Here is a 24,119-nt window from a genome sequence, read left to right as displayed (position 1 = left end):
ATAGTGCGGATTGCCCGTGTGAAAGTAGGTAATCGTCAGGCTCCCCAGCAGCATCAGAAACCCCACCCCGCAAAGGTGGGGTTTCTGCGTTTACCGGTTCGGTTTCAGCAGTCTAAGGCATCGGGGGATGCATCCCGCAGGCTGCAGAGGAATCCCGGCCATGGCAGGAGCGCGCATGGTAGCGACCGTGACACGTGCGGTCACGGCTCTCTTGCAACTCCTCGTGCCTTCCAAATTATTGGAATAAACGCGCCCAAGCGCTGATATCCCAGTTCAGCAGGTACTGCTTCGAGAATCCGAAGCAACTTATTCCCCGAATACACCAATCATCAATACCGGCCCATGTGGTCTATACGCCGATATCTTCAACGCTTTCCAATCTAAGGCGTTTGCGCGCTTCGATATCCCACGTCTGATCTAACGACGCTCCCTTTGCGCGTCACCCTCGACGGCTCGTCACACACGGCGCTAATCGTCGCCACTTCGTCGTAAAAAACTCCGCGGCACTACAAAGCCATCCGGCCGCCTAAGCCCGTTTACGTATCAGTGTTTGATCCGGCACGCCAGCGATAACGCGGTCGAGCCGTTCGCTCGCGTCTGTTACGACCCAAAGTGGCGCGCTATGCAATTGCCGGTCGTAATTTGTTGCGAGTTTGGCAAAAAGTTCGAATCCCGCGTCGTCCAAGCGCCATTCACCAGTCAGTCTGCCGATATCGAACACCGCTGCGACCGCGCCGTCCGCTGCGCCGAGCTCCTCGCCGGTTACCTTGCCGAACCCGGAATCGGCAAGGAATCCGTTGAGCAGCATGACCTGCGTAAGCGTTTGTGCATCGGTCATGCTGCCGACACCGCGGCGCAAGGCGTCGAGCGAGAGGTGCATGCGTAGTGCGAGGTCGTCGGCGACCTGTCGCGGCATGGGCAGCAGCATGGCCTTGGCATGCCGCGCGCGCGCCGCGCCCGCGTTGCGGGATAAGGGGATAGGTTGTGCCATGAAGATCCAAAGTTATGCCTGTGCAGATGCAATAACGGCGCGCTCCGTAAAAGATTGAGCCCTCACCGCGCATACTTCACTGAGCACATCTCAACCTGCGCTGGTAAGTCATTCCGCGACCGCGAATTGCATTCGTTTCAGGCGTTGCTCGCACCTTTTCAGTTCACCAAAGCAGTGGCTTTCGATCCCCCTTCATTGCGTCACTCGGTCGGCAGCGCGGGTTGGTGTCGGTGACAACTGGCGCACCTATAGCAGCGTGGTGGATCTGCATCCGGCCGCTTCGGACGTGGAGCCGCTCGCACGACAGCTTTTAAGCAATCAGTTCACGCTCTACGTGACGATTACACCAATCACGCTGATAGGGCGCTAAGCGCACATTTCCAACACGGCCGCTGTCAAGCAGCAACGCCGCGTATCAGTGAAATGAAGCCTCAGACGTCTGTGACAACGGGGGCGTATGAAGCCGATCCGCACATGATTATTTGAGGCCGTGCAGAATTATCGACTTGCCGGACCTCAACGACGCGAGGAAATCGACAACGTTTAAGGCAATTGTGGATGCCGCATTGGATCGAGGCACGTTGATCTCCAATGGCGCAAGCGCTACCGTGCACGGAAACGCAAAAATCTCGCAGCGTGGGCGTGGCGCGTAAAGTTGCAACGTTGGCAACTGAGCTATAGATAACAGCAGTTGACTTGCCTGACAGTGTTAGTTCAGTTCGTCATTTCCAACTTGATAGCTCTCTTTCCGGTGAGAGGAGACGGTTGACCCGAAGCCGCGAAGTGGTGGGCTAGAGATTCGAGTCGCCCCGGAGAATCATTCCTATAACCGACGGTGGGCGAGATCTTCGCTGACAGTATCTGAGCGGCGAGTAGAGGCTAATACAACTGAACCTTATCTACCGCGCTTTTTGACCTAGGAAGGATGCGTTGCGCGGGAGGGCGACGAAGTAGCTACCCAAAGATGAACAGCAAAGCTCTCGATCAACTGGGTGCTTATCACTCACACGTTTCGGTCTAAAAATCGGCGCCGCTAACCATCGCAGACATCGTCGTACGGTTCAGGTTGATGATCGGCCGCTGACTACGAGTGACGGTCACGCCGATACGTAACTCACGTGCGGCAGGTCGAATGCAATGACGATGTTCAACCGGATAGCGAAGTACTCAGCGCATTGGCCAACGCCAACCTCACATCAACACAGATGCCAAAAAATAACCCTCACATGTGCTTCGTACTCAGCACATGTTCACGACACGCTCTGCCATACCTGGCACACGCAAATTAGAGCTCACGATAACAAGGCACACGCACGAGTCGCGACATGTGCGACATGTCCAACCACTCCGATTCCAACCCGCGTCGCGCGCATGCATCCACTGCTCAAATCGCGAATGTGTCGCCGGCAGCAATCATGTGCCGCATTTCGACGACAGCCCATTCGCATTCGAGTACTGGAATCGACCGGCCTAACTGCTGGATTCGCAGACCAGACAAAGCGCAACTTACCTCGCAAACTGATCCGAAGCACACATATCGACATAAAATTGCACCGAGGGGTTGTGCTGCGCGCGAGGACTCTCTATAATTCGCGCTCTCTAAAGGCTCGTAGCTCAGTTGGTTAGAGCACCACCTTGACATGGTGGGGGTCGTTGGTTCGAATCCAATCGAGCCTACCAACGAATATGTGACGTAGACGAAAGCGGTTCCGCTTTCGTCTACTGTCATGTTCAGTGTCTCTCTTTTCTTCTCTACCGCCTCCCTGTTTTATAAAAGTCCCTTCTTTCGCGGATGCATTTGCGCGTTCACGTCTGTCGCATTCCGTCACTGTTCTCAGCAATGCGCGGTAAAGTTAAGCCTTCACGCTTTCTGTTGAATCACCAGCAAATCTCCACCGAATTCTCGACCCATCGCCACTGCTTCGTCACCGAATAATCTGCCAGGCGCGCACAACTACGCGCGGGTAGTTTTCAAAGGATGCTGACGCAATGAAGAAGCTCATCAACGACGTCTCCGCAGTCGTCCCCGACATGCTCGACGGACTCGCGGCGCTCAATCCCAATCTCTCGCTGCTGCAAGGCGGCACGATCGTCGTGCGGGCCGATATTGAGGCCGTAGCGGCGCGCAACGAGGTCGCGTTGATCTCAGGTGGCGGCTCGGGTCACGAGCCCGCTCACGGAGGCTATGTGGGCCACGGCATGCTGAGTGCGGCGGTAGCGGGCGAAGTATTCACGTCGCCCTCCACGGACGCGGTGCTCGACGCCATACGTGCGGTTGCCGGTCCCGCAGGCGCGTTGCTGATCGTGAAAAACTACACGGGCGACCGCTTCAACTTTGGCCTCGCCGCCGAGATCGCGCGCGCCGAGGGCATTCCCACGGAAATGGTGATCGTCGCGGACGACGTCGCATTAACCGCGAGCGGCGACCACGCGGGCCGGCGTGGACTTGCGGGGACCGTGCTGGTCCATAAGATTGCGGGCGCGGCGGCAGCGGCAGGGCGTCCGCTGAAAGAGGTTGCGCAGATCGCACGGAATGTCGCCGCGTCGCTCGGCACCATGGGTGTCGCGCTCACGCCGTGCACGGTGCCCGCTGCCGGCAAGCCGGGCTTCGAACTGGCCGACGACGAAATCGAATGGGGACTCGGCATACATGGCGAGCCAGGCGTGGAGCGCGGCGCGATGGAACCGGCGAACACGATCGTTGGCAAATTGCTGGCGAAGATTATCGGCGACCTGTCGTTGCAAAGCGGCGAGCGTGCGGTGTTGCTCGTGAACAATCTCGGCGGCACACCGTCGAGCGAATTGAGCATCGTGGCGGGGGCCGCGCTGCGTTATCTGGCGGAACACGGTATCCAGGTCGAGCGCGCGTGGGCGGGCACGTTTCTGAGCGCACTGGAAATGGCGGGCGTCTCGTTGTCGTTACTGCGAGTGGACGACGAGAGGCTCGGCTGGCTCGATGCCGCCGCGCACACCAGCGCGTGGCCCGCGTTGAGCGGACGCGTTGCGCCGGTTTCGGTGCGAGCCGCAGCCGCTACGCCCGATCGCGCGAGCGGCGCCACGCTCTCGCGCGACTCCACGTTGCGTCACGCGATCGAAGCCATCTGCGCGTGCCTGCTGAAAGCAGAGCCGACGTTGACCGCGATGGATCAACGTGTCGGTGACGGCGATCTCGGTATCAGCCTGTCTCGCGGCGCGCGGGCGGTTCTGCAGGAGATCGACGGGTATCCCGCCGAGGCGACGCCGGGCGCCGTACTACGCAGCATTTCCGCGACGATAAGACGTGTGGTCGGCGGAACGTCGGGGCCGCTCTACGCCGTGATGTTGTTGCGCGCGGCGACGACCCTCGAGCAGTCCGGCGGCTCGACGGCGACCGAATGGGCGGCGGCGTTCAGCGCGGGTGTCGACGGATTGATGGAGCTAGGGGGAGCGCATCCCGGCGACCGCACCATGGTCGATGCACTGAAGCCCGCCGCCGATGCATTGCAGTCCGCGCTCGCTCATCGGGAATCCATCGACGCCGCATTGAAAGCCGCCGTCGACGCCGCCATCGAAGGCACGTCACAAACTGCGTCGATGCATCCACGGCGAGGGCGTTCGAGTTATGTCGGCGATCGCGCTCTGGGTCACGCTGACCCGGGAGCGCATGCAGTTGCGTTGTGGCTTGCCACGATTCACGAGGCGGTAGTGAACTGAGTGAGTCTTGAGGGGCGGGTCGTTACGGGCGCAGCAGATCGAACCCGGCCAGCGCGACGACTCCGCTCACGACGATCAGCGCGACAGAGTGCTGTCCAAAATAAAGCAGCCCTGCTGCCGACCAACTCGTCACGGCGAATGCGGCGATACGTTTCATACCTGAAAAACCCGATTCAAAAGCACAAACTCAGAAGCCCAAAGCGACCGCCAACAGCCCGCTCACCACGCCGCACACCAGCACGGCAAGCGCCACGACCGTCAACACGCGTCGCGGGAACGAGCGTCCAAGCATGGCCATCGACGGTACGCTGATTAGCGGCAACGTCATCAGCAACGCGCCGGCAGGGCCAGACGCCATGCCGAACGACAGCATCGCCTGAATGATCGGTACCTCGCCGGCAGTCGGGATCACGAACAGCGTCCCGGCGATCGACAGCGCGACGATCCATACCAGGCTGTTGTCGATGTTCGGCCCAATGTGCGGAAACAGCCACGCGCGCGCCGCGCCGAGAATCAGCACCAGTACGATGTATTCGGGCACGAGGCGCAGCGTCATCGCGCCGAGAATTTTCAGCCAGCGCGAAAAGGCGGTGCCGGCTTCGTCGATGGTGATCAGCTTCGCTATTTCGTCGCGCGATGCTTCGGCTTCTTTCGGCGTGACCATGCGGTTTACCAGATAGCCCAGGCCGAACACCATGACGATGCCCAACGCGAGCCGCAAGCCCATCCACTGCCAGCCGAGCACGAAGCCCATGAAGATCAACGTGGCCGGATTCAGCGCGGTGTTGCCGAGCCAGAAGGCGATCGCCGCGCCCGGCGCCGCCTGACGCGCGCGCAAACCGGCGACGACCGGCGCCGCGCAGCAGGTGCACATCATGCCCGGCAACGACATCAGGCCGCCCTTCACGACACTGCTGAAATCGCTGCGCCCGAGCGCGCGTGCGACCCATTGCGGCGGAATCAGCGCCTGCACCGCCGAACCCAGCAGAAGACCGAGCACCATCGCCTGCCAGATTGCCTTGCCGTAGGCGAGGGCGTAATCGAGTGCGGCTTGCAGCGACGGCGCGGGCGCGCTCGCCGAGGTGCCCATCAGAATCGATTTGCCGATCGAATGCTGGCTCGCCGCGACGAACGCGCGGTTGTAGTACGGGAACCACTTCACATAGAAGAGGCCGACCACAGCGATCAGCAGAAAGACGATCCAGCCAAGCGCGGCACGGGGCTGTCTAAGGGTTGTTTGCATGATGAGGTCTCTGGCGTGGGTTTTTATTCGCTGACAACGAGCGCGCGGGTGTTCAATTGCGCGAGCAGTGCTTTTGCCTGACCGACGACATCCGCGTCGTTCGGGCGGAAATTCATTTGCAGCGCGTGCGGCAATTCGACGAAATGCTCATGGCTGCTGCGCGCGTAGGCGGGATCATAATGCCGCCCGATCAACTCGTGAGTGAGTTCGGCCCGCCTGTTTTCGTCGACGAGTCGTTGCCAGCCGGTCACACGTTCGCGGCTGTGCAATCCGATCATTCGTTGCAGTTGCCCTTTCAGCGAATCGGGATCGTCGAACAGATGCGCGTAGTCGTGCAGCAGGAACGTCGCGCGATCTTCGCGGCTCGACAGCACCTCGACGCACGCGCCGCGATGAAACGTATCGAGCAGCGCGAGCGGCAGCGTGATTGCGCCGATGCGCCGGCTTTCCGCCTCCACGAACACTGGTTGCGTTGGATCGAACTCGCGTAACGCGCTCACGAGCAACGTGTCGAAGCGCTTCTGCGACGGCTGCGGCATGCCCGCCCACGCGCCCAGCAGCGAGCCGCGATGCGACGCCAGCGCTTCGAGATCGAGCGTTTGCGCGCCCGCGTGGTTCAGCGCCGTGAGCAGTCGGGTCTTGCCGCTGCCGGTCGGGCCCACCAGCGCGATGTAATTGAAGGTGGCGGGCAACGCGTCGAGCGTGTCGAGCGTCGCGCGCCGATAGCTTTTGTAGCCGCCATCGAGTTGACGTGCCGGCCAGCCGATCATGTTGAACAGTGTCGTCACCGAGCCGGAACGCTTGCCGCCCCGCCAGCAATAAATGAGCGGCCGCCAGCTACGCGGACGGTCGGCGAAAGTCGTTTCAAGGTGATGGGCGATATTGCGCGCGACCAGCGCTGCGCCGATCCGCGTGCCTTCAAACGGCGACACCTGTTTATACGTTGTACCGACCAGTACGCGTTCTTCGTTGCTCAGCACCGGCGCGTTGATCGCGCCCGGAATGTGGTCTTCCGCAAACTCGAGAGGCGTGCGTACATCGATGATTTCGTCGAAATCACCTGCTTTTTCGAGGCTGACTAAAAGGTTTTTCAAGAGATAGGGGCAAAACGGTCTACGGCGGGAAGCGGAAATTATCTCATGCGCCGTTAATGGCGGCTGATGGACGGCCCGGACGATGAGGGCGCTTCGTATGCCGAAGCGCCCTCATATCGTCATATTGTCTACGAATATTTCAGGCTACTTCGACACACGCTTCGCCGTTCACCATGTCGCCGATCACGCAGGCGTCGGCGAATCCGTCGGCGCGGAACAGCGCGAGCACTTCGTCGACCGATTCCGGTGCGCATGACACCAGCAATCCGCCCGATGTTTGCGGATCGGTGAGCAATGCGCGAGCCGTCGACGGCAAGCTCGATGGGAGCACGACATTCTTGCCGTAAGCATCCCAGTTGCGCCCCGACGCGCCCGTGAAGATACCGGCCTCGGCCAGGTTCACCACGTCCGGCAGCCACGGCAAATCCGCGTAACGCACGCGAGCGGTCAGATTCGAGCCGCGCGCCAGTTCGAGCGTGTGGCCGAGCAGGCCGAAACCGGTGATGTCGGTCAACGCGTGAACGCCGTCGAGCCGGGCCAGCTCTGCGCCCGGCCGGTTCAGCCTGGTCGTCGCGCCGATCATCGCGGCGTAGCCCGCGGCGTCGAGCCGGTCTTTCTTCAGTGCCGCCGACAGAATGCCGACGCCGAGCGGCTTGCCGAGAATCAGCACATCGCCCGCTTTTGCACCCGCGTTGCGCTTGACGCGCTTCGGATCGACCACGCCGATCGCGACAAGCCCGTAAATCGGCTCGACGGAATCGATCGAATGGCCGCCCGCGAGCGGAATGCCCGCCTCGGCGCACACCGACTCGCCGCCCTTCAGCACGGCCGCGATCACGTCGTGCGGCAATACGTTGATCGGCATGCCGACAATCGCGAGCGCCATGATCGGCTTGCCGCCCATCGCATAGACGTCGGAGAGCGCATTGGTCGCGGCAATCCGGCCGAAGTCGAACGGGTCGTCGACGATCGGCATGAAGAAGTCGGTGGTGGCAACGATCGCCTGATCGTCGTTGAGCTTGTAGACGGCGGCGTCGTCGGCGGTATCGTTTCCAACCAGCAGGTCGGGAAAGAAAGGCAGCGGCGCGCTGCGTTTGAGCAGGTCGGCGAGCAGTCCGGGGGCGATCTTGCAGCCGCAGCCGCCGCCGTGAGAGAGGCTGGTGAGGCGGGGCGAGGGACTGGTCTGGACGTGGGTGTCGGTCATGATGGCGCAAATTCCGGGCTTCGAATGACCGCATTATGATGGTTGTTCGCACATGGTGCCGAGTTTGGCGGGTGCGCCAAAGCCGCAGCGAGCCAGATTCGCGGGCGGAATCGCGAAAAGCCATGGCGCGGGTCGGGTGTGTCCGGCAAATAGGCGATGACGCAACAACAATTAACAATCTCTCCGGCGCGTATCGCGATGCTTAACCTGGTGAAGTTCCAATGTTCTGCAACAAATTGACACGCCGGTTTGATTGGTTCGTTTGATACGCGTAAAAGTTGCCGTTCGCTGCCTCGTTGCTATTTATTGCTGCCCGCGCCGGTGCCGTACAAACCATTGTCGAAACCGCCTGCGCCCTGCGGCTTGTGGCCTTTCGCGCCGGTCTTGCCACGAGAATTGCCAGAACCGCTGTCCTTGCTCTGAGGCTTGTGCGACTCATGAACCATCGAAGCAGAGGGATCGGGCGACGCGCCCATCGCCGAGGTGCGATTTTCCTGCTGTGACGAGCCGCTGCCCTGGGTGATTTGCGCAAAGCTTTCGTCGCTTGCAAGGGTCATCGCGCCGCCCATCAAAAGCGAAAGGCAACCAGCCGATGCGCGCCATTTTGCGGGGTGATTAAAAGTGCGTTTGAAATCGGAGAGGAAATTTTGACGGTTCATGGTGAGGGCAGGCGTCCATAGGAAGGTTGATTGACCGCCCCCTTCATGCAGCAGAAATAATGCCCGACTGCCTCAAACCGGCTGTGACATTTCATATTTGCAGGCGATTTTAGTGACCCACTCGACACTGCACGACTCCATGCCGGCATCTATAATCATTCTCAGTATCCCGAAAGAGCCGAGGCCATTCAATGACCCATATGTCCCGGCGACAATTTCTAAAGGTCTCCGCAACCACGCTCGCCGGATCGAGTCTCGCCCTCATGGGCTTCTCGCCGACACCCGCGCTCGCGGAAGTCCGTCAATACAAATTGTCGCGCACAACCGAAACCCGCAACACCTGCCCGTACTGTTCCGTGGGCTGCGGCATCCTGATGTACGGACTGGGCGACAACGCGAAGAACGCGAAGTCCAGCATCATTCACATCGAGGGCGATCCCGATCATCCGGTCAATCGCGGCACGCTTTGCCCGAAGGGCGCGAGCCTGATCGACTTCATTCATAGTCCGAGCCGTCTGAAGTATCCCGAGTACCGCGCGGCCGGATCGAACGAGTGGAAGCGCATTTCGTGGGAAGACGCACTCGACCGCATCGCGAAGCTGATGAAGGAAGACCGCGACGCCAACTTCGTCGAAACGACTGGAGACGGCAAGAAGGTCAACCGCTGGCTGACCACCGGCATGCTTGCAGCATCGGCCGGTAGCAATGAAGTCGGTTATTTGACGCACAAGACTGTCCGCAGTCTTGGCATGCTCGCATTCGACAATCAAGCACGTGTCTGACACGGCCCGACGGTGGCAGGTCTTGCCCCGACGTTTGGCCGTGGAGCGATGACGAACCATTGGGTCGACATCAAGAACGCGGATGTGATTCTCGTGATGGGCGGCAATGCCGCCGAAGCGCACCCGTGCGGCTTCAAGTGGGTGACGGAAGCGAAAGCGCACCGCAAGGCGCGTCTGATCGTGGTCGACCCGCGCTTTACGCGCACGGCGTCGGTGGCGGACTATTACGCGCAGATCCGTACCGGCTCGGACATCGTGTTCCTCGGCGGGGTGATCAACTATCTGATCACCAACGACAAGATCCAGCACGAGTACGTAAAAAATTACACGGACATGTCGTTCATCGTCCGTGACGACTTTACGTTTACCGACGGTCTGTTTTCCGGCTACAACGCCGACAAGCGCAAATACGATCAAAGCTCGTGGGACTACGAACGCGGCGACGACGGCTTTGCGAAGGTCGATCCGACGCTGCAGCATCCGCGTTGCGTCTATCAGCTGCTGAAACAGCATTACTCACGCTACACGCCCGAGCACGTCGAGCGAATCTGCGGCACGCCGAAGGACAAGTTCCTTCACGTGTGCGAGATGCTTGCGTCGACGGCGGTGCCCGGCCGTGCCGGCACGGTGCTGTATGCGCTCGGCTGGACGCATCACTCGGTCGGCGCGCAGATCATCCGCACCGGCGCGATGGTGCAGTTGCTGCTGGGCAATATCGGCATCGCGGGCGGCGGCATGAATGCGCTGCGCGGTCACTCGAACATTCAGGGCTTGACCGACCTCGGTTTGATGTCGAACCTGTTGCCGGGCTACATGACGCTGCCGATGGAAGCCGAGCAGGACTTCGACGCGTACATCGCCAAGCGCGCAACCCAGCCGCTGCGGCCGAACCAGTTGAGCTACTGGCGCAACTATCGCGCGTTCCATGTCAGTTTCATGAAGTCGTGGTGGGGCGATAACGCGACCGCGCAGAACAACTTCGGCTACGACTATCTGCCGAAGCTCGATAAGTCATACGACATGCTGCAGGTCTTCGAGCTGATGAATCAAGGCAAGATGACCGGCTACATCGCGCAGGGCTTCAACCCGCTCGCCGCGGCGCCGAACAAGGCGAAGATCGGCGCGAGTCTGGCCAAGCTGAAGTGGCTCGTCATCATGGACCCGCTCGCGACGGAAACGTCGGAGTTCTGGAAGAATTTCGGCGAATTCAACGACGTCGATACCGCGTCGATCCAGACCGAAGTGTTCCGTCTGCCGACCACCTGTTTCGCGGAAGAGCGCGGATCGCTGGTCAGTTCCAGCCGTGTGCTGCAGTGGCACTGGCAGGGCGCGGAAGGTCCCGGCGAATCGAAGAGCGATCTGGAAATCATGTCAGGGTTGTGGCTGCGCATGCGCGACGCTTATCGAAAGGACGGCGGCAAGTATCCCGATCCGATCCTGAACATGAGCTGGCCGTACGCGGACCCGGAAAGCCCCACGCCCGAAGAACTCGCTATGGAGTTCAACGGTAAGGCACTCGCCGACGTCACCGATCCCACCGACAAGACCAAGGTGCTGGCCAAAAAAGGCGAGCAGCTGGCGAGCTTCGCGCAATTGCGCGACGACGGCAGCACCGCGAGCGGCTGCTGGATCTTCTGCGGATCGTGGACCCAGGCGGGCAACCAGATGGGCCGCCGCGACAACTCCGACCCGACCGGCATCGGCAACACGCTGAACTGGGCGTGGGCATGGCCGGCGAACCGGCGCATTCTGTACAACCGCGCGTCGTGCGATGTCAGCGGCAAGCCGTTCGATCCAAAGCGCAAGCTGATTGCGTGGAACGGCAAGACGTGGTCGGGTGCCGACGTGCCGGACTTCAAGGTCGACGAGCCGCCTGAAAACGGTATGAATCCGTTCATCATGAATCCGGAAGGCGTGGCGCGTTTCTTCTCGCGCGACGGGATGGTCGAAGGGCCGTTTCCCGAACACTACGAGCCGTTCGAAACGCCGCTCGGCTACAACCCGATGCATCCGGACAACAAGCTGGTGGTCAGCAATCCGGCCGCACGCGTGTTCCCGGACGACAGGGCCGCATTCGGCACGCATGAGAATTTCCCGCATACGGCGACCACTTATCGTCTGACCGAGCATTTCCATTACTGGACCAAACACGCGCATCTGAATGCGATCATCCAGCCGCAGCAGTTCGTGGAAATTGGCGAGGAGCTGGCGAAGGAGGTTGGCGTGGTGGCGGGAGATCGCGTCAAGGTGTCGTCAAACCGCGGGCATATTTTCGCGGTCGCGCTCGTCACCAAGCGCATCAAAACGCTGATGATCGAAGGCAAGAAGGTACAGACAGTCGGGTTGCCGTTGCATTGGGGCTTCAAGGGACTCACGAAGCCGGGCTATCTCGTCAATACGCTAACGCCCTCGGTGGGCGATGGGAATTCCCAAACACCGGAATTCAAGTCGTTCCTCGTCAAGGTCGAAAAGGCATAAGGAAAAGAGATGGCACTGCAATCACTGGATATCAGACGCCTGTCGGCAACGACCACGCCCCCGCCGCAAGTGCGGGAGCCGGTCACCGGCACGGTGGCCAAGCTCATCGACGTGTCGAAGTGCATTGGCTGCAAGGCGTGTCAAACCGCCTGTATGGAGTGGAACGATCTGCGCGATGAAGTCGGCGAAAACGTCGGGGTGTACGACAATCCCGCCGATCTCACCGAGCATTCGTGGACCGTCATGCGGTTCTCCGAGTACGAGAATACCGAGGGCGATCTGTCGTGGCTGATCCGCAAGGACGGCTGCATGCATTGCGAAGATCCGGGCTGCCTGAAGGCGTGTCCGTCGCCGGGGGCGATCGTGCAGTACACGAACGGTATCGTCGATTTCCACGAGGAAAACTGCATCGGCTGCGGTTATTGCGTGACCGGCTGCCCGTTCAACGTGCCGCGCATTTCGAAGAAGGACAACCGCGCGTACAAGTGCACGCTGTGTTCGGATCGTGTGGCGGTGGGTCAGGAGCCGGCTTGCGTGAAGACCTGCCCGACCGGCGCGATCATGTTCGGCACCAAGGAAGACATGCATCAGCAGGCGGCCGACCGCATCGTCGATCTGAAGGAACGCGGTTTTCAGAACGCTGGTCTGTACGATCCGGCAGGTGTCGGCGGCACGCATGTGATGTACGTGCTGCATCACGCCGACCGGCCGTCGCTGTATCACGGTTTGCCGGACAATCCGAAGATCAGCATCATGGTTTCGGTGTGGAAGGGGCTGGCGAAGCCGCTGGCGCTGGCCGGTATCGCGTTCGCGGCGGTGGCCGGGTTCTTCCACTACACGCGCGTGGGTCCGAACGAGGTCAGCGAGGCGGATGAAGCCGAAGCCCAGCATGAAGCCGATGAAGTACGCCGTTCAAGGGAGGCATCCAATGAAGCACCCTGAGCAGACCGACCTGAAAGACGTGAACGGTCATAGCCTGATTCAACGCTATACGCCGAACGAGCGCACGAATCACTGGATTACCGCCATCACGTTCGTATTGCTGGCGCTGTCCGGGCTCGCGATGTTTCATCCGGCGATGTCGTGGCTTTACGCGATCTTCGGCGGCGGACAATGGACGCGCATTCTGCATCCGTTCGTCGGCTGCGTGATGTTCGTGTCGTTCCTGATTCTTGCGTTGCGCTTCTGGCATCACAATTATCTCGACCGCGCCGACATCCAGTGGATGAAGCAGATCGACGACGTGCTCAACAATCGCGAGGAAAAACTCCCCGCGATCGGAAAGTACAATGCCGGCCAAAAGCTGCTATTTTTTACGATGGTGCTGTGTTTGCTGGCGTTGCTGGCCAGCGGCATCGTGATCTGGCGGCGCTATTTCTCGTTCTATTTTCCGATCGAGGTGATTCGCTTCGCGGCGGTGGTTCATGCGGCGGCTGCGTTCGTGCTGATCGTCGGCATCGTCGTGCATATTTATGCGGCGTTGTGGATCAAGGGATCGATCGGCGCCATGACGCGCGGAACGGTCACGTATGGCTGGGCGAGAAAGCATCATCCGAACTGGTTCAAGGAAATCATCGGCAAGTAGTGGTTCAGTCTCAGGCAAGTCAGGCCGCGCGCTTCTCCAGGTGCGCGGCACCATGAGCCGCCGCCTTCGTTCGATGATGAACAGCGGCGGCTTTTCAGTTTTCAGAGGTCGATACTTTGGTCCAACGCATTCTTGAAGCCGGCGATATCGAGTCGCTCGATCACACGTCGATTCCTCGCATCCGCACGCCGGAGCGTCTTGCCGTGTTCGCACCGCGTGCCGCGCGTTTGCGTCAACTGGCGGCGCTCAACAATCCGATCGCCGGTTATTTGAGGTTGATGGCCGTGCTAGCCGATGCACAGCAGGCGGTGATCACGGGCTTCAAGGCGCAACCGCCGAGCCGCGAGTTGATCGCGAGCGCGCAAGAGCATTCGATGCCGTTGATTCCCGCGCTGTCCGGCATGCGCGATCCGGCGTGGCATGGCGTGTTGCGTCAGTTGCTCGACAAGTTGCAGGCCGCAGGGCCGTTGACGCCGCCGCTCGAAGCATTGATCGCCCGCTTGCGCACCATCGATCCGGCCGCGCTCGAAGCGCAAGCCGATGCGATTTTTGCGCAGCGTTTCGACGAGGTCGATCCGGCGAGCGCGCCGTTCATCATGGCCGCGCTGCAAGTAGTCTGGACCGATCTCGCCGCCGATATCGACAAACGCGAAGTCCCGTATCTGGAGACGCTCGGTTTGTGTCCCGTTTGCGGATCGCATCCGGTCGCGAGCATCCTGCGCGTGGGTGGTTCGTACGACAATTACCGTTATCTGCAGTGCGGCTTGTGCGCGACCGAATGGCATATGGTCCGCTCGAAATGCTCGAATTGCGATTCGACCAAGGGCATTGCGTACCATGTGGTTGGCTCGCCGGAAGCGGACGAGGCTACGCGCGAAGCCGAATCGAAGAACGCCGCCTTGAAGGCGGAATCGTGCGACGAATGCCATACTTACCGCAAAATCGGCATTCAGTCGAAGGACTACGATTTCGAGCCGTTCGCGGACGACCTCGCCAGTCTCACGCTGGATCTGTTGATGGGGGCGGAAGGTTACCGGCGTGCGTCGCCGCATCCGTGGCTGTGGCCTGAGCAGGCCGACGGTGACTCTGCGGATGAGTCTGCGAGTGAGCCCGATTAAGCATCGACCAGGCTCGACAAAATAAAAGGATGGCTTCGTGAGCGACGTAAGCGGCTCTGAATTGCGCGCGCTGATGGCACGCGTGCCGTCGGTGGAAAAGGTCATTGCATCGACGGAATTTGCGGCGCTCGTCACCGAGTTTGGGCGTACTCAGGTGCTCGGCGCATTGCGCGATGCGCTCGATCAATGGCGCGTGGCTGCGCTCAACGCGCAACCGAGCGATGCGTCCGTCAATGCGCTCGACGTCGCACAGCTTCGCGAATCGGTTGAACGCGCCTTGCGCCAGCGCAACGAATCACGTTTGCGCAGCGTCTTCAACCTGACAGGCACCGTATTGCACACCAACCTCGGGCGCGCGTTGTTGCCCGACGAAGCCGTGCAGTCCGTGATGAAAGCGCTCACGCAACCCGCCAACCTCGAATTCGATCTCGACACCGGCAAGCGCGGCGACCGCGATGACCTGATCGATGAACTCATTTGCGAATTGACCGGCGCCGAAGCCGCGACCGTCGTCAACAACAACGCGGCGGCGGTGCTGCTCACGTTGTCCGCGCTGGCGTCGAAGAAAGAAGTGATCGTGTCGCGCGGCGAGCTGGTTGAAATCGGCGGGGCGTTTCGCATTCCCGACATCATGAGCCGTGCGGGCGCGAAGCTGCGCGAAGTCGGCACGACCAATCGCACGCATCTGAAGGATTACGACGAGGCGATCAGCCCGCAAACCGCGCTGCTGATGAAAGTCCACGCGAGCAATTACGCAATCAGCGGCTTCACCAAAGAAGTCGGCCTGAACGAAATCGCGCCGCTCGCGCATGCGCGCGGTCTGTCGGTGGCGGTCGATCTCGGCAGTGGCACGCTCGTCGATCTGAGCCAATGGGGATTGCCGCGCGAGCCGACTGTGCGCGAAACCGTCGAAGCGGGCGCCGATCTCGTCACGTTCAGCGGCGACAAACTGCTTGGCGGCCCGCAGGCGGGCTTGATCGTCGGCCGGCGCGATCTGGTCGCGAAGATCAAGAAGCATCCGTTGAAGCGCGCGCTGCGCGTCGGCAAGTTGACGCTCGCCGCATTGGAGCCGGTGTTGCAGCTTTATCGCGCGCCGGAAAAGCTCGTTGAACGCCTGACCACATTACGCCTGCTGACCCGTTCCGCCGACGACATCCGTCTCGCCGCCGAGCGCGTGCAACCTGCATTGCAGCGTGCGATTGGCGAGCGCTATGCGGTGGTGTCTGAGCCGATGCTCAGCCAGATCGGCAGCGGCGCGTTGCCCGTCGATGTGCTGCCGAGCTATGGCCTCGTCGTCAGGATGGCCGACGGCAAACGCGGCGGCCGGCAATTGCTGGCGCTGGAAAAGCGGCTGCGCGAGATGGCGCGACCGGTGATCGGCCGGATCGCGGACGACGCATTGCGCCTCGATCTGCGCTGCCTCGAAGCCGCCGACGAAGCGCAACTGATCGGGCAACTGAAGGGCGAGCACGCATGATCGTCGGTACGGCCGGGCATATCGACCACGGCAAAACGAGTCTGGTGAAGGCGCTGTCGGGCGTCGACACCGATCGTCTGAAAGAAGAAAAGGCGCGCGGCATTTCAATCGAGCTGGGGTACGCGTACGTGCCGCTCGATAACGGCGACGTGCTCGGTTTTATCGACGTGCCGGGTCACGAGAAACTCGTGCACACGATGACGGCGGGCGCGAGCGGGATCGATTTCGCGCTCCTCGTGATCGCCGCCGACGACGGCGTGATGCCGCAAACGCGCGAGCATCTGGCGATTGTGGAACTGCTCGGCATTCAGCGCGGCGCGGTCGCGTTGACCAAGGTCGACAGGGTGGACGAACAGCGTCTGCGCGACGTGCACAACGAGGTGACTGCGTTTCTGAGCGGCAGCGTGTTGCAGGCCGCACCCGTGTTTGAAACCTGCGCAACGCAAGCCGACGACCCGGGCGTGGCCGCGCTGAAATCGTACCTTCACGGCGCGGCCGTCGCGTGGCATAAGCGGCGGTCAGACGGACTGTTCCGGCTTGCCGTCGATCGCGTTTTCACTCTCGCGGGGCAGGGCACGATCGTGACGGGGACGGTGGTCGCCGGCAGCGTAAGCGTCGGCGATACGATGCTGCTTGCGCCGAAGAATCAGCCTGTGCGCGTGCGCAGCATCCATGCGCAAAACCGTCCCGCCGAAACCGGACGCGCCGGTGAGCGTTGCGCATTGAATCTCGCGAGTATCGAAAAGAGCGCGATCGATCGTGGCGACTGGATCGTCGATCCGCGTTTGTCGCAAGCGTCCGAGCGCATCGATGTCGCACTGACCTTGCTTGCCGACGCATCCGTCACGCTTGAACATTGGACGCCGGTGCATGTGCATCTGGGCACGCAGCATCAGGTCGCGCATGTTGCTTTACTCGAGAGCGACACGCTCGGCGCCGGTCAGCACGCGCGCGTTCAACTGGTGTTCGAGCGGCCGATATGCGCGGTGCCGGGCGACCGGTTTGTCGTGCGCAATGCGCAGGCTGATCGCACGATTGGCGGCGGACAGGTGCTCGATCCGTTCGCTCCGTCGCGCAAACGCCGCTCGGCTGAACGGCTGGCGTGGCTCGATGCAATCCGGACAATGCTCGACACCGGCACGCTCGACGCGATGTTCGCGAGAGCACCGCTCGGTTTGTCGCGTGCGTTGCTGGAGCGGCTCACGGGTAGGTCCGCGAGTGCTTTGACCTTGCCTTCGGACACGCGCGTGGTCGAGTTGGCTGGGCACGACGCGCTGCTAGTCGCCGATGCGTCGTGGCAGGCGTTGAGCGCGCGCGTGATCGCGTCGCTGACGCAATATCACGAGCGCTCACCGGATGAGTTGGGGCCGGACGTGTCGCGCTTGCGGCGCATTGCTGCGCCTCTGGCCGACGACGCACTCTGGCGCGCGCTGATCGACGATGCCGCCGCGCGTGGTGAACTGGTCAGGCGTGGACCGTGGCTGCATTTGCCCGGTCATGCCGTGACGCTCGACGCCGCCGATCAGGCGCTCGCGGCGGCGCTTCTGCCGGCGGTGAAGGCGGGGCGTTTCGATCCGCCGTGGGTGCGCGATCTGGCTAGCGCGCAGGGCGTGTCCGAAGATCGCATGCGCCAGTTGATGCGCAAACTCGCGCGTCAGGGCGAGCTTTTTCAGGTCGTCCACGATCTTTTTTATCATCAGGACGTGATCCGCGAACTCGCTTCGATCGCGGCGGCCGAAGCGGCCAAGAACGCGGGGACGGTAGCTGCCGCACCGTTTCGCGATGTCACCGGATTGGGACGAAAACGCGCGATCCAGCTTTTGGAGTTCTTCGACCGCGTTGGGTATACTCGCTTCCACCGTGGCCTGCATCTGATGCGCACGGATAGTCGCTGGCTCGATCTGCTTTGATCTTTAGTTCACGTAGTTCAATCACCGTAGGAAGGCATTCGTATCCGGTGGTACGGCTGGGCTTCAAACCCAGTTGAGGGCGTCAGACGTTCTCAGGTCGGTTCGACTCCGGCTGCCTTCCGCCAGAAAGGTATCGGCGGTTGTGGGAGTGGAGGATATGGAGTTCATCAATTAATGTCGTTTACGACAAGAATTGATTGTTTTCTCAGCGGCTTCAGTTTTGTGCGTGCCTTTGCGGTGCTTGCGTTCCAGTTGATCTGCCAATATCGATGCTCGCTTGTGAAATCCCCGCAATTCTCTCCAGTACGTTTTGGCCCGGGAGGCAACCAATTTCGCAGTTGGCCGCCTACCGAGCGTAAGCCATAGTTCTTGAAATTCCCGCCAGTACAAATCGAAACGAGCTTCTTTCCGTCGTGTGGCTTCGCTACGTTTGATCTCCCGGCCTCGGCGAACTAGTCGAGAAACGAAATCCGGCGCATGATGGCGTAACGTGGGATAGCTTATGTGTAAAAGGAGGGCGGCCTCTCGGGCATTTTTTAACAAGCCTAACTTATCAAGCCTTTGTATTTCAGTCTCCATTTCCGAGGACCATTTACTGACCGTATCTCGACTCCGGTTGGCTTTTTTGCGGCGATCCGTTCCGCAATCGCCACGTTCATCGTGGGTTATTTCTCGATTAAGGATAACGTCCGAAAGAGTGCAAGCGAAATATTTTGCCACGCGAACCAATAAAGGCAGGGAAATGCTTTCTTCACCGGAGACCCAAAGAGGGAATTGTGTGAAAGGAATGTCGATCTCCCTCGCGAGGTGCGTGATCTTTCCATCAAAAAATTCATCTCTTGCCCGACACAGAAATGCGGCAGACGAACCTTCAGTTTCGAAAACGTCTGGACGGTGATGAACGTCGTCGAGCAGATCGCGAATTAAAATAGCAGTTTGGATGTCTTCCTTGCTAGCACGCTTGGCCTTCTGGCTTGCTAGGCTGGACCCGTCGAAGCGCGAGAGACCTGGCAACCAAAATGCGTACTGCGTCAAAGTGGTTGGGCAACTGGAACTTGGAGTTGTTTCAAGAAGAACATTGTGAATAGGGCAAGCATTGACACATGCGATCGACCAGAGCAGCCGGTTGTACTTTGAACGGCCCATTGATTCATCATCGCAGTAACACCGAGGACAAAATCGTTCATATTTGGAAAGCAGGCTCCATTTTGAGACGATGTTCCGTAATGGAAGCAGCGTCCTCACCGCTAAATCTGTGCGCAACGTAATCATTTCGAGCGCCTCAACCCAAGTTTCAGCAACTTCCGTTAAACCATTTATCGCGAAGATATCAGTGTCAAAATTCCTTCTAGGTGGTTTGGGACCGTGAATTAATGTAGCGATTGTTCGCGTCGCAAAGGATCTTGGAGTTATCCCATGGAACGCACTTAACCTACGAAAGTAACTGACGAGGTCCTCATAGCTTTCCCCGCTCTCTCCTTCCGGCGCCAAGCTAAAGCACGCCGATCGGGGAGGTGCGTCATCGGGCCAGCCACCAGGGATGCTCGCGACAATGACCTTCATCGATTCCGCCGCGAGTTTAAACTATCGCGCTCCTCATCCTCGCTTTCTAATTCTTTTCGAATATCGCTTTCGGTAGCGTATTTTTTTATAGTCTCGTCTTGAAGATAAGGTTGAATTCTATCTTCGCCGCGTAACGTTCCCTTAGCTATCTCTCGCTGGGATTTAAGTGAGGGCATAGATTTCATAAGATTTTTCTCAGTCCACCTGGGGTTCTTTTCTTTGCTGCAGCGTGAGGCGGCCGCTTGGATCACACTAACGGATGAGCCCAGTAATCCAAAATTTCCATGAAATAAGTACTCCATATTTTTTCCTAGATCAATCTCGAATTCATAAGGCATTGCGGCAGCATATGATTTCATAAAAATTGAATATTCAAGGAAGTCATCATCGCAATCTTGATATCGTGGATAATGTACTATCTTTACTCGCCGTGCTAGTTGGTCGGTCGCATGTATCAATTCTTCACTTCCGTAGGCACCGAGAAGCAGCAAATTGAATTTTGATCGATTTGATAAGGATTTAAGGAGATTTCCGTAGTGTGTTGGCAGTGTCGACGAATGAACAAAATGGATCACCTCGTCTAATATAAGATATCGAAGTCCTCTCCCTTCAATGGCTCTTTCCATCATAAGCTGGCCTGCCTTCTCCAGATCGTAGGGTTCATCGACATGCCTTGGAATTGTAAATCCATCTAAAGCACTTGGCGACAGTAATGCAGATGAAATTCGTGAAAAAAACAGGCCGACGTCGATTTGACGGTTTTTCCCTGCGGCGTCGACTTCGACTATGACGGCCGGTATAAAAGATGGGTCTTCTTGAATTTGATACGCGTACTTCTCAAGTATTAAGCGTAGATGTAACCGCCCCAAGGAGGATTTTCCAACTCCTGTTGGTCCGACGACGACAATGATGGGGAAACCAGCATCTTCCGTTTGAAGTTGAGCTATTTCTGTCAAGACTGTAGTTAGATTTCTATGAGAAAAGAAAAGATTTAAATAATATTTATTCCGGTCTTGTTCCGTTCCTGATATTGCCTGTTCTTTCGTAATCATTTGATTTCCAGTCTTAAAAGTGTAGTTAATTGTGAATTTCTGAAAAATTTGCAAGAATTGCGCAGGTATCGATCTTCGATTCTGTACATAAAATTACGCATTGCTCGACCCCTTAGATCGGCTCTCGTACTTCGAGCGATGCGTAATCAATCTTGAATGTTGATGGTGAAGGATATTCAGCCGAATCGGAGTGGTTGGGTTCGGCGCCACTTTCCTTATCCCCTTGCGCAGTATCGCGCTCCGCCGGCGGTTGAACGGTCGTGAGCCCGGATGGTCCATAGAGGGCGTGCGTTGCGGCGGTTGCTTCTGCGACGGGCGGCAGTTGGTCATCGGCAATAACATCATGGAGGACGGACTCGAAATTTCCGCCAGCCGAAGATTTAAGTCGTAGACGAACGTCATAAAGAACGTAACGCAACTCAATCGACGTAAGGTTGCGGTATCGAAGCAGCAGGCTGGAGACGCATTTCACCCATTTCCTGTTGATGATGGCGTAAGCCACACTGACGTCCCACATGTCCACGTAAACAGGAATCTTCTTTTTGTCGCGCCTTCTCTCCGCGAATTCACTTGACCAATACCATATCGGTCCGATCTTCACGCCCATTTGCGAGTTGATGGAGCGGAGCCCGTCTCGCGATACAGGTACCAACGTCTGCAACATAAATGCAGTGTCGTATGGTCGAATCCGTGTTAAGCGCCTTCCAGTTTCGATGAACCGTTTATGCATGTAGACATCTGGCGTGTGATCATGCGCTGGGTGCGTTGTTTCAAGGTTATATTCAACAAAGAAAAAGTACTCCAAAAGGCCATGGAGTTCAACGAAGGAAAGATGTTCGGCGTGGATCGGATCCACCGAGCGAGTCAGCGTGCGTACGTGTTTCGTCGCCTTCGTGTTGCCTCGAAGGTTATGAAACAGTTTTGTATTGGTGACTCCAAATAGGCGTTCGATGATTCCACCGAACCGGGATTCATGAGCCGGCCGGTAATCGATGGTGATTTTGTTGAGGAAGCAAAACTTGTCGAAGGCTTTCGAGTGAAATTCCTTGCCGTTATCGCACACAATTATGTCTGGTACGCGCCTGTGTCTGGCAACCAAAGCGCGTATCGCCATCATGCAACTCACGGTACTAGGTGGATGAGCGGCGAGATAGAAAGACAAAACGGCTCGTGACTCTGCATCCATGATGATCGTGAGCCACGCGCGTAGTTTGTACATGCGGCCACCTCTCCCGCGTACTTTTACGACGACATCGACCTTGGTGTGATCGATATGCACTCGGTGGAACGGACGGCCGCCATGGATCTTGTCCAGGCGATGAAGATACCAGACTGCAGGCTCTCTGTTGTATACGATTCGAGGCCCTTCTCTCGCGAGAGTGTCGCGATATTTTTCCGATCTCAAATAGAAGGTGTTCTTGGAGCAGGGCGTTATATTCCTCTCAGTGCAGAGATCCTTGAATCTTTTGTAGCTCTTGGATTGAAGCTCGTTAGTTGGGTCGTTTCCGCCCAAGGCAACTTCTTGGATCAGCTCTAATGTTTGTCGTGAGATTTGCGGTCCGCGGCCGCCTGGGCGTTTCGGAATGAGCGCGAGCATCTGAAGCGCTACGGAATCGCCAGCTTCCCGCATTGCTTTCTTCCAGCGTTGGATGGTCCGTATCGTGAATGGGTGAGGAGTATGGGGATTCTCCATCAGAATCCGGAGAAGGTTGAATCTGTCTCGAGCTCGATCGATCTGGTCATCATCTATCGGAGGGTTCTCTGCCAGAATTTGTTCAATGCTTTTGCGCGTAGAAAGTACGCGTACGTCACCAGATTGCATGAGTGACAGAAACTGCTCTTCCGATAGTGTCTCGAATACATCGGATGTCGAGTTACGGACAAGAACCTTTCCTTCTGGCAGGCCAGTGACTATGTACACGTCACCCTTCCCGCGATACATGAACTCGGTGCCTTCATCTATTGTCAACACAAAGCTTTCTGAAACAGCATGAGGCGGGGGGCGACGCCATTTGACCAACTCAAGCTGTTCCTGCGTTAAACAGATAACGGCGGTATACGGGTCACTCAGATCATCATATTCGAGATCAACGAAGAGTCTCTGATCGGCGATCGCCTTCCATACATCATCGGTCCGAAAGCGACCGGGTGGCGGCTCCGGCAGAGTCAACTCGAACCATGGCGTGTCATCTTCATACGCAGCGTGATTGAGAGCTGCCATACTCATGGCGCCATCGCGCTTTTTCAGGAGCTTTTCGATCGCTAACCATGCGTCGTCTGAAATAGGACGGGCAAAGTCGTCAATATATGCTGCCAAGTGCTCAAGATTCGAGGAAAAAAGATCGTCGTGCTCGGCTGAGGATCGAAGACAGAAAGTAATTCCCAAGTTCTTGAAATACTCTTCGCGTTCTGGGCAATGCCATGTACCGTCGATTTTGTAAAATCGATCAGGATATCTTTTTGCAAGATTTAATAGTTCGCTTTCGGTTTTCCATTCCTCCACAAATGGGCCATAGTCTGTTAAGCGAAGTAGGTCGGGAGTGTATGGAACGGCTTGCTGATATTCTGTTGTCTTCTGACCATGTTGAGAGGTTCTACGAATGGTTCTATGGATTATTACCTGAGTGGGCTGACAGCAGAATTCGCGTGTGAAGCCGTCGAAGTCAGCTTTTATCACGGCTGGGAATTCGACTCCCTTGCTCTCTGTCGCTATTCTCCTTCCCATTTTTCTCGATGTGTAATGAGATATGACGTTGCCTTTTGTACGAGAAAACTTTCGTGAAGGTGCTTCCTTCAGCGACCGCTGTATGTATTCTTGACCCTTCTTGGGTGTACCCCATTCGGTAAAGGCTTTCTGCCTTTCCTCGAAAGTAAATGGTTTCGCGGACCCGAGGGGTCTTTGTTCCATCCATTGCTTTTCGTGTTGCTTCCAAACCGAGATTGGAGCAGGTGTAATTGGCAATTCAATCCTCATCGCGAGGGTCCTCGAAGATGGTTGATCTGCGGTTTTTTCACTGTTGGAATTCAACTAGCAGTAGCGCGTATGTCTTTTGGAATTGCGTGATGCCTCCGCTCATTGAGGAGGACTGATGTGGAGGTATTCGATACTGCTCGCGAGACGAGAGCGTCGAACCGTGCTGGAGGCAGTTGACCGACGTTCTCGTGGGTATGCATGCGACCCGACTGCGCTCGTTGGCGTCCTGTATGACTCATGCAGACGCTAGAAAGCTTGCTGGAAAAAATCGAAGTAACACAGACCGTCATGGGTCG

General features: G+C 58.2%; 16 protein-coding genes and 2 tRNA genes. 9 read left to right on the top strand and 9 right to left on the bottom strand.

Features of this window, described 5'->3' with window-relative positions; all coding sequences use genetic code 11:
• Positions 1 to 526: 526 nt before the first annotated feature.
• On the bottom strand, positions 527 to 991 hold the full coding sequence (locus tag ABH945_RS34720) for a hypothetical protein (protein WP_429253660.1): 465 nt from the start codon (positions 989 to 991) through the stop codon (positions 527 to 529).
• A gap of 1,603 nt (positions 992 to 2,594) precedes the next feature.
• Here ABH945_RS34720 and ABH945_RS34715 point away from each other — a divergent pair.
• Together ABH945_RS34715 and dhaL are read left to right on the top strand one after the other, a co-directional pair.
• A tRNA-Val gene (locus tag ABH945_RS34715) sits at positions 2,595 to 2,671 on the top strand.
• A gap of 309 nt (positions 2,672 to 2,980) precedes the next feature.
• Positions 2,981 to 4,684, top strand: coding sequence for a dihydroxyacetone kinase subunit DhaL (gene dhaL, locus ABH945_RS34710; RefSeq protein WP_429253659.1), 1,704 nt, complete (start codon positions 2,981 to 2,983; stop codon positions 4,682 to 4,684).
• A 22-nt stretch (positions 4,685 to 4,706) separates the two neighbouring features.
• Here dhaL and ABH945_RS34705 read toward each other — a convergent pair whose 3' ends face one another.
• The 5 genes from ABH945_RS34705 to ABH945_RS34685 form a co-directional block, all read right to left on the bottom strand.
• Positions 4,707 to 4,841 carry a hypothetical protein gene (locus tag ABH945_RS34705; RefSeq protein ID WP_290439522.1) on the bottom strand — a complete coding sequence of 45 codons (135 nt, stop codon included), beginning with the start codon at positions 4,839 to 4,841 and terminating at the stop codon, positions 4,707 to 4,709.
• A gap of 30 nt (positions 4,842 to 4,871) precedes the next feature.
• Positions 4,872 to 5,927, bottom strand: a complete 1,056-nt coding sequence (locus ABH945_RS34700) for a permease (protein ID WP_429253658.1) — start codon at positions 5,925 to 5,927, stop codon at positions 4,872 to 4,874.
• Positions 5,928 to 5,950: 23 nt separating this feature from the next.
• Positions 5,951 to 7,021, bottom strand: coding sequence for a tRNA 2-selenouridine(34) synthase MnmH (gene mnmH / locus ABH945_RS34695; protein WP_429253657.1), 1,071 nt, complete (start codon positions 7,019 to 7,021; stop codon positions 5,951 to 5,953).
• 139 nt (positions 7,022 to 7,160) lie between these two features.
• Complete coding sequence (gene selD / locus ABH945_RS34690) at positions 7,161 to 8,225, bottom strand: selenide, water dikinase SelD (protein WP_429253656.1); 1,065 nt, start codon at positions 8,223 to 8,225, stop codon at positions 7,161 to 7,163.
• A 299-nt stretch (positions 8,226 to 8,524) separates the two neighbouring features.
• Positions 8,525 to 8,782, bottom strand: coding sequence for a beta-xylosidase (locus tag ABH945_RS34685; protein WP_074771012.1), 258 nt, complete (start codon positions 8,780 to 8,782; stop codon positions 8,525 to 8,527).
• A 293-nt stretch (positions 8,783 to 9,075) separates the two neighbouring features.
• Here ABH945_RS34685 and fdnG point away from each other — a divergent pair, with 293 nt between their 5' ends.
• The 7 genes from fdnG to ABH945_RS34650 all read left to right on the top strand — a co-directional run bounded on the left by fdnG (position 9,076) and on the right by ABH945_RS34650 (position 18,359).
• A complete protein-coding gene (gene fdnG / locus ABH945_RS34680; RefSeq protein ID WP_429253655.1) occupies positions 9,076 to 12,144 on the top strand; it encodes a formate dehydrogenase-N subunit alpha in 3,069 nt (1,022 codons plus the stop codon).
• A gap of 9 nt (positions 12,145 to 12,153) precedes the next feature.
• On the top strand, positions 12,154 to 13,086 hold the full coding sequence (gene fdxH, locus ABH945_RS34675; protein WP_074767065.1) for a formate dehydrogenase subunit beta: 933 nt from the start codon (positions 12,154 to 12,156) through the stop codon (positions 13,084 to 13,086).
• Positions 13,073 to 13,729 carry a formate dehydrogenase subunit gamma gene (locus ABH945_RS34670; RefSeq protein WP_074767067.1) on the top strand — a complete coding sequence of 219 codons (657 nt, stop codon included), beginning with the start codon at positions 13,073 to 13,075 and terminating at the stop codon, positions 13,727 to 13,729. Before fdxH ends, ABH945_RS34670 begins: the two co-directional genes overlap by 14 nt.
• Before the next feature lie 116 nt (positions 13,730 to 13,845).
• Positions 13,846 to 14,847, top strand: coding sequence for a formate dehydrogenase accessory protein FdhE (fdhE, locus tag ABH945_RS34665; protein WP_074767069.1), 1,002 nt, complete (start codon positions 13,846 to 13,848; stop codon positions 14,845 to 14,847).
• A 37-nt stretch (positions 14,848 to 14,884) separates the two neighbouring features.
• The gene (selA, locus tag ABH945_RS34660; RefSeq protein ID WP_429253654.1) at positions 14,885 to 16,324 is read left to right on the top strand and encodes an L-seryl-tRNA(Sec) selenium transferase; all 1,440 of its coding nucleotides are present in this window, start codon (positions 14,885 to 14,887) and stop codon (positions 16,322 to 16,324) included.
• Positions 16,321 to 18,234 (top strand): selenocysteine-specific translation elongation factor, encoded by a 1,914-nt coding sequence (gene selB / locus ABH945_RS34655; RefSeq protein ID WP_429253653.1) that lies wholly within the window; start codon positions 16,321 to 16,323, stop codon positions 18,232 to 18,234. Before selA ends, selB begins: the two co-directional genes overlap by 4 nt.
• Before the next feature lie 29 nt (positions 18,235 to 18,263).
• Positions 18,264 to 18,359 (top strand) — tRNA-Sec (locus tag ABH945_RS34650).
• Positions 18,360 to 18,405: 46 nt separating this feature from the next.
• Here ABH945_RS34650 and ABH945_RS34645 read toward each other — a convergent pair.
• From ABH945_RS34645 to ABH945_RS34635, 3 genes are all read right to left on the bottom strand, one after another.
• Positions 18,406 to 19,797 carry a TniQ family protein gene (locus ABH945_RS34645; protein WP_429253652.1) on the bottom strand — a complete coding sequence of 464 codons (1,392 nt, stop codon included), beginning with the start codon at positions 19,795 to 19,797 and terminating at the stop codon, positions 18,406 to 18,408.
• The gene (locus ABH945_RS34640) at positions 19,794 to 20,849 is read right to left on the bottom strand and encodes an ATP-binding protein (protein ID WP_429253651.1); all 1,056 of its coding nucleotides are present in this window, start codon (positions 20,847 to 20,849) and stop codon (positions 19,794 to 19,796) included. The genes ABH945_RS34645 and ABH945_RS34640 overlap by 4 nt, the downstream gene beginning before the upstream one ends.
• 112 nt (positions 20,850 to 20,961) lie before the next feature.
• Positions 20,962 to 23,823, bottom strand: coding sequence for a DDE-type integrase/transposase/recombinase (locus tag ABH945_RS34635; protein WP_429253650.1), 2,862 nt, complete (start codon positions 23,821 to 23,823; stop codon positions 20,962 to 20,964).
• Positions 23,824 to 24,119 lie beyond the last annotated feature (296 nt).

Source organism: Paraburkholderia sp. GAS333, from assembly GCF_050435665.1.
In the GTDB taxonomy this organism is placed as follows: domain Bacteria; phylum Pseudomonadota; class Gammaproteobacteria; order Burkholderiales; family Burkholderiaceae; genus Paraburkholderia; species Paraburkholderia fungorum_A.
Note: the sequence above shows the minus strand (reverse complement) of the source record. Positions and strands in the feature narration are given on the sequence as shown.

What these genes read in the sequence shown, in the direction of transcription:
- ABH945_RS34720 (WP_429253660.1), bottom strand. Translation starts at nt 991, where the DNA reads ATGGCACAACCTATCCCCTTATCCCGCAACGCGGGCGCGGCGCGCGCG.
- dhaL (WP_429253659.1), top strand. Translation starts at nt 2,981, where the DNA reads ATGAAGAAGCTCATCAACGACGTCTCCGCAGTCGTCCCCGACATGCTC.
- ABH945_RS34705 (WP_290439522.1), bottom strand. Translation starts at nt 4,841, where the DNA reads ATGAAACGTATCGCCGCATTCGCCGTGACGAGTTGGTCGGCAGCAGGG.
- ABH945_RS34700 (WP_429253658.1), bottom strand. Translation starts at nt 5,927, where the DNA reads ATGCAAACAACCCTTAGACAGCCCCGTGCCGCGCTTGGCTGGATCGTC.
- selD (WP_429253656.1), bottom strand. Translation starts at nt 8,225, where the DNA reads ATGACCGACACCCACGTCCAGACCAGTCCCTCGCCCCGCCTCACCAGC.
- ABH945_RS34685 (WP_074771012.1), bottom strand. Translation starts at nt 8,782, where the DNA reads ATGACCCTTGCAAGCGACGAAAGCTTTGCGCAAATCACCCAGGGCAGC.
- fdxH (WP_074767065.1), top strand. Translation starts at nt 12,154, where the DNA reads ATGGCACTGCAATCACTGGATATCAGACGCCTGTCGGCAACGACCACG.
- ABH945_RS34670 (WP_074767067.1), top strand. Translation starts at nt 13,073, where the DNA reads ATGAAGCACCCTGAGCAGACCGACCTGAAAGACGTGAACGGTCATAGC.
- selB (WP_429253653.1), top strand. Translation starts at nt 16,321, where the DNA reads ATGATCGTCGGTACGGCCGGGCATATCGACCACGGCAAAACGAGTCTG.
- ABH945_RS34645 (WP_429253652.1), bottom strand. Translation starts at nt 19,797, where the DNA reads ATGAAGGTCATTGTCGCGAGCATCCCTGGTGGCTGGCCCGATGACGCA.
- ABH945_RS34640 (WP_429253651.1), bottom strand. Translation starts at nt 20,849, where the DNA reads ATGATTACGAAAGAACAGGCAATATCAGGAACGGAACAAGACCGGAAT.
- ABH945_RS34635 (WP_429253650.1), bottom strand. Translation starts at nt 23,823, where the DNA reads ATGAGGATTGAATTGCCAATTACACCTGCTCCAATCTCGGTTTGGAAG.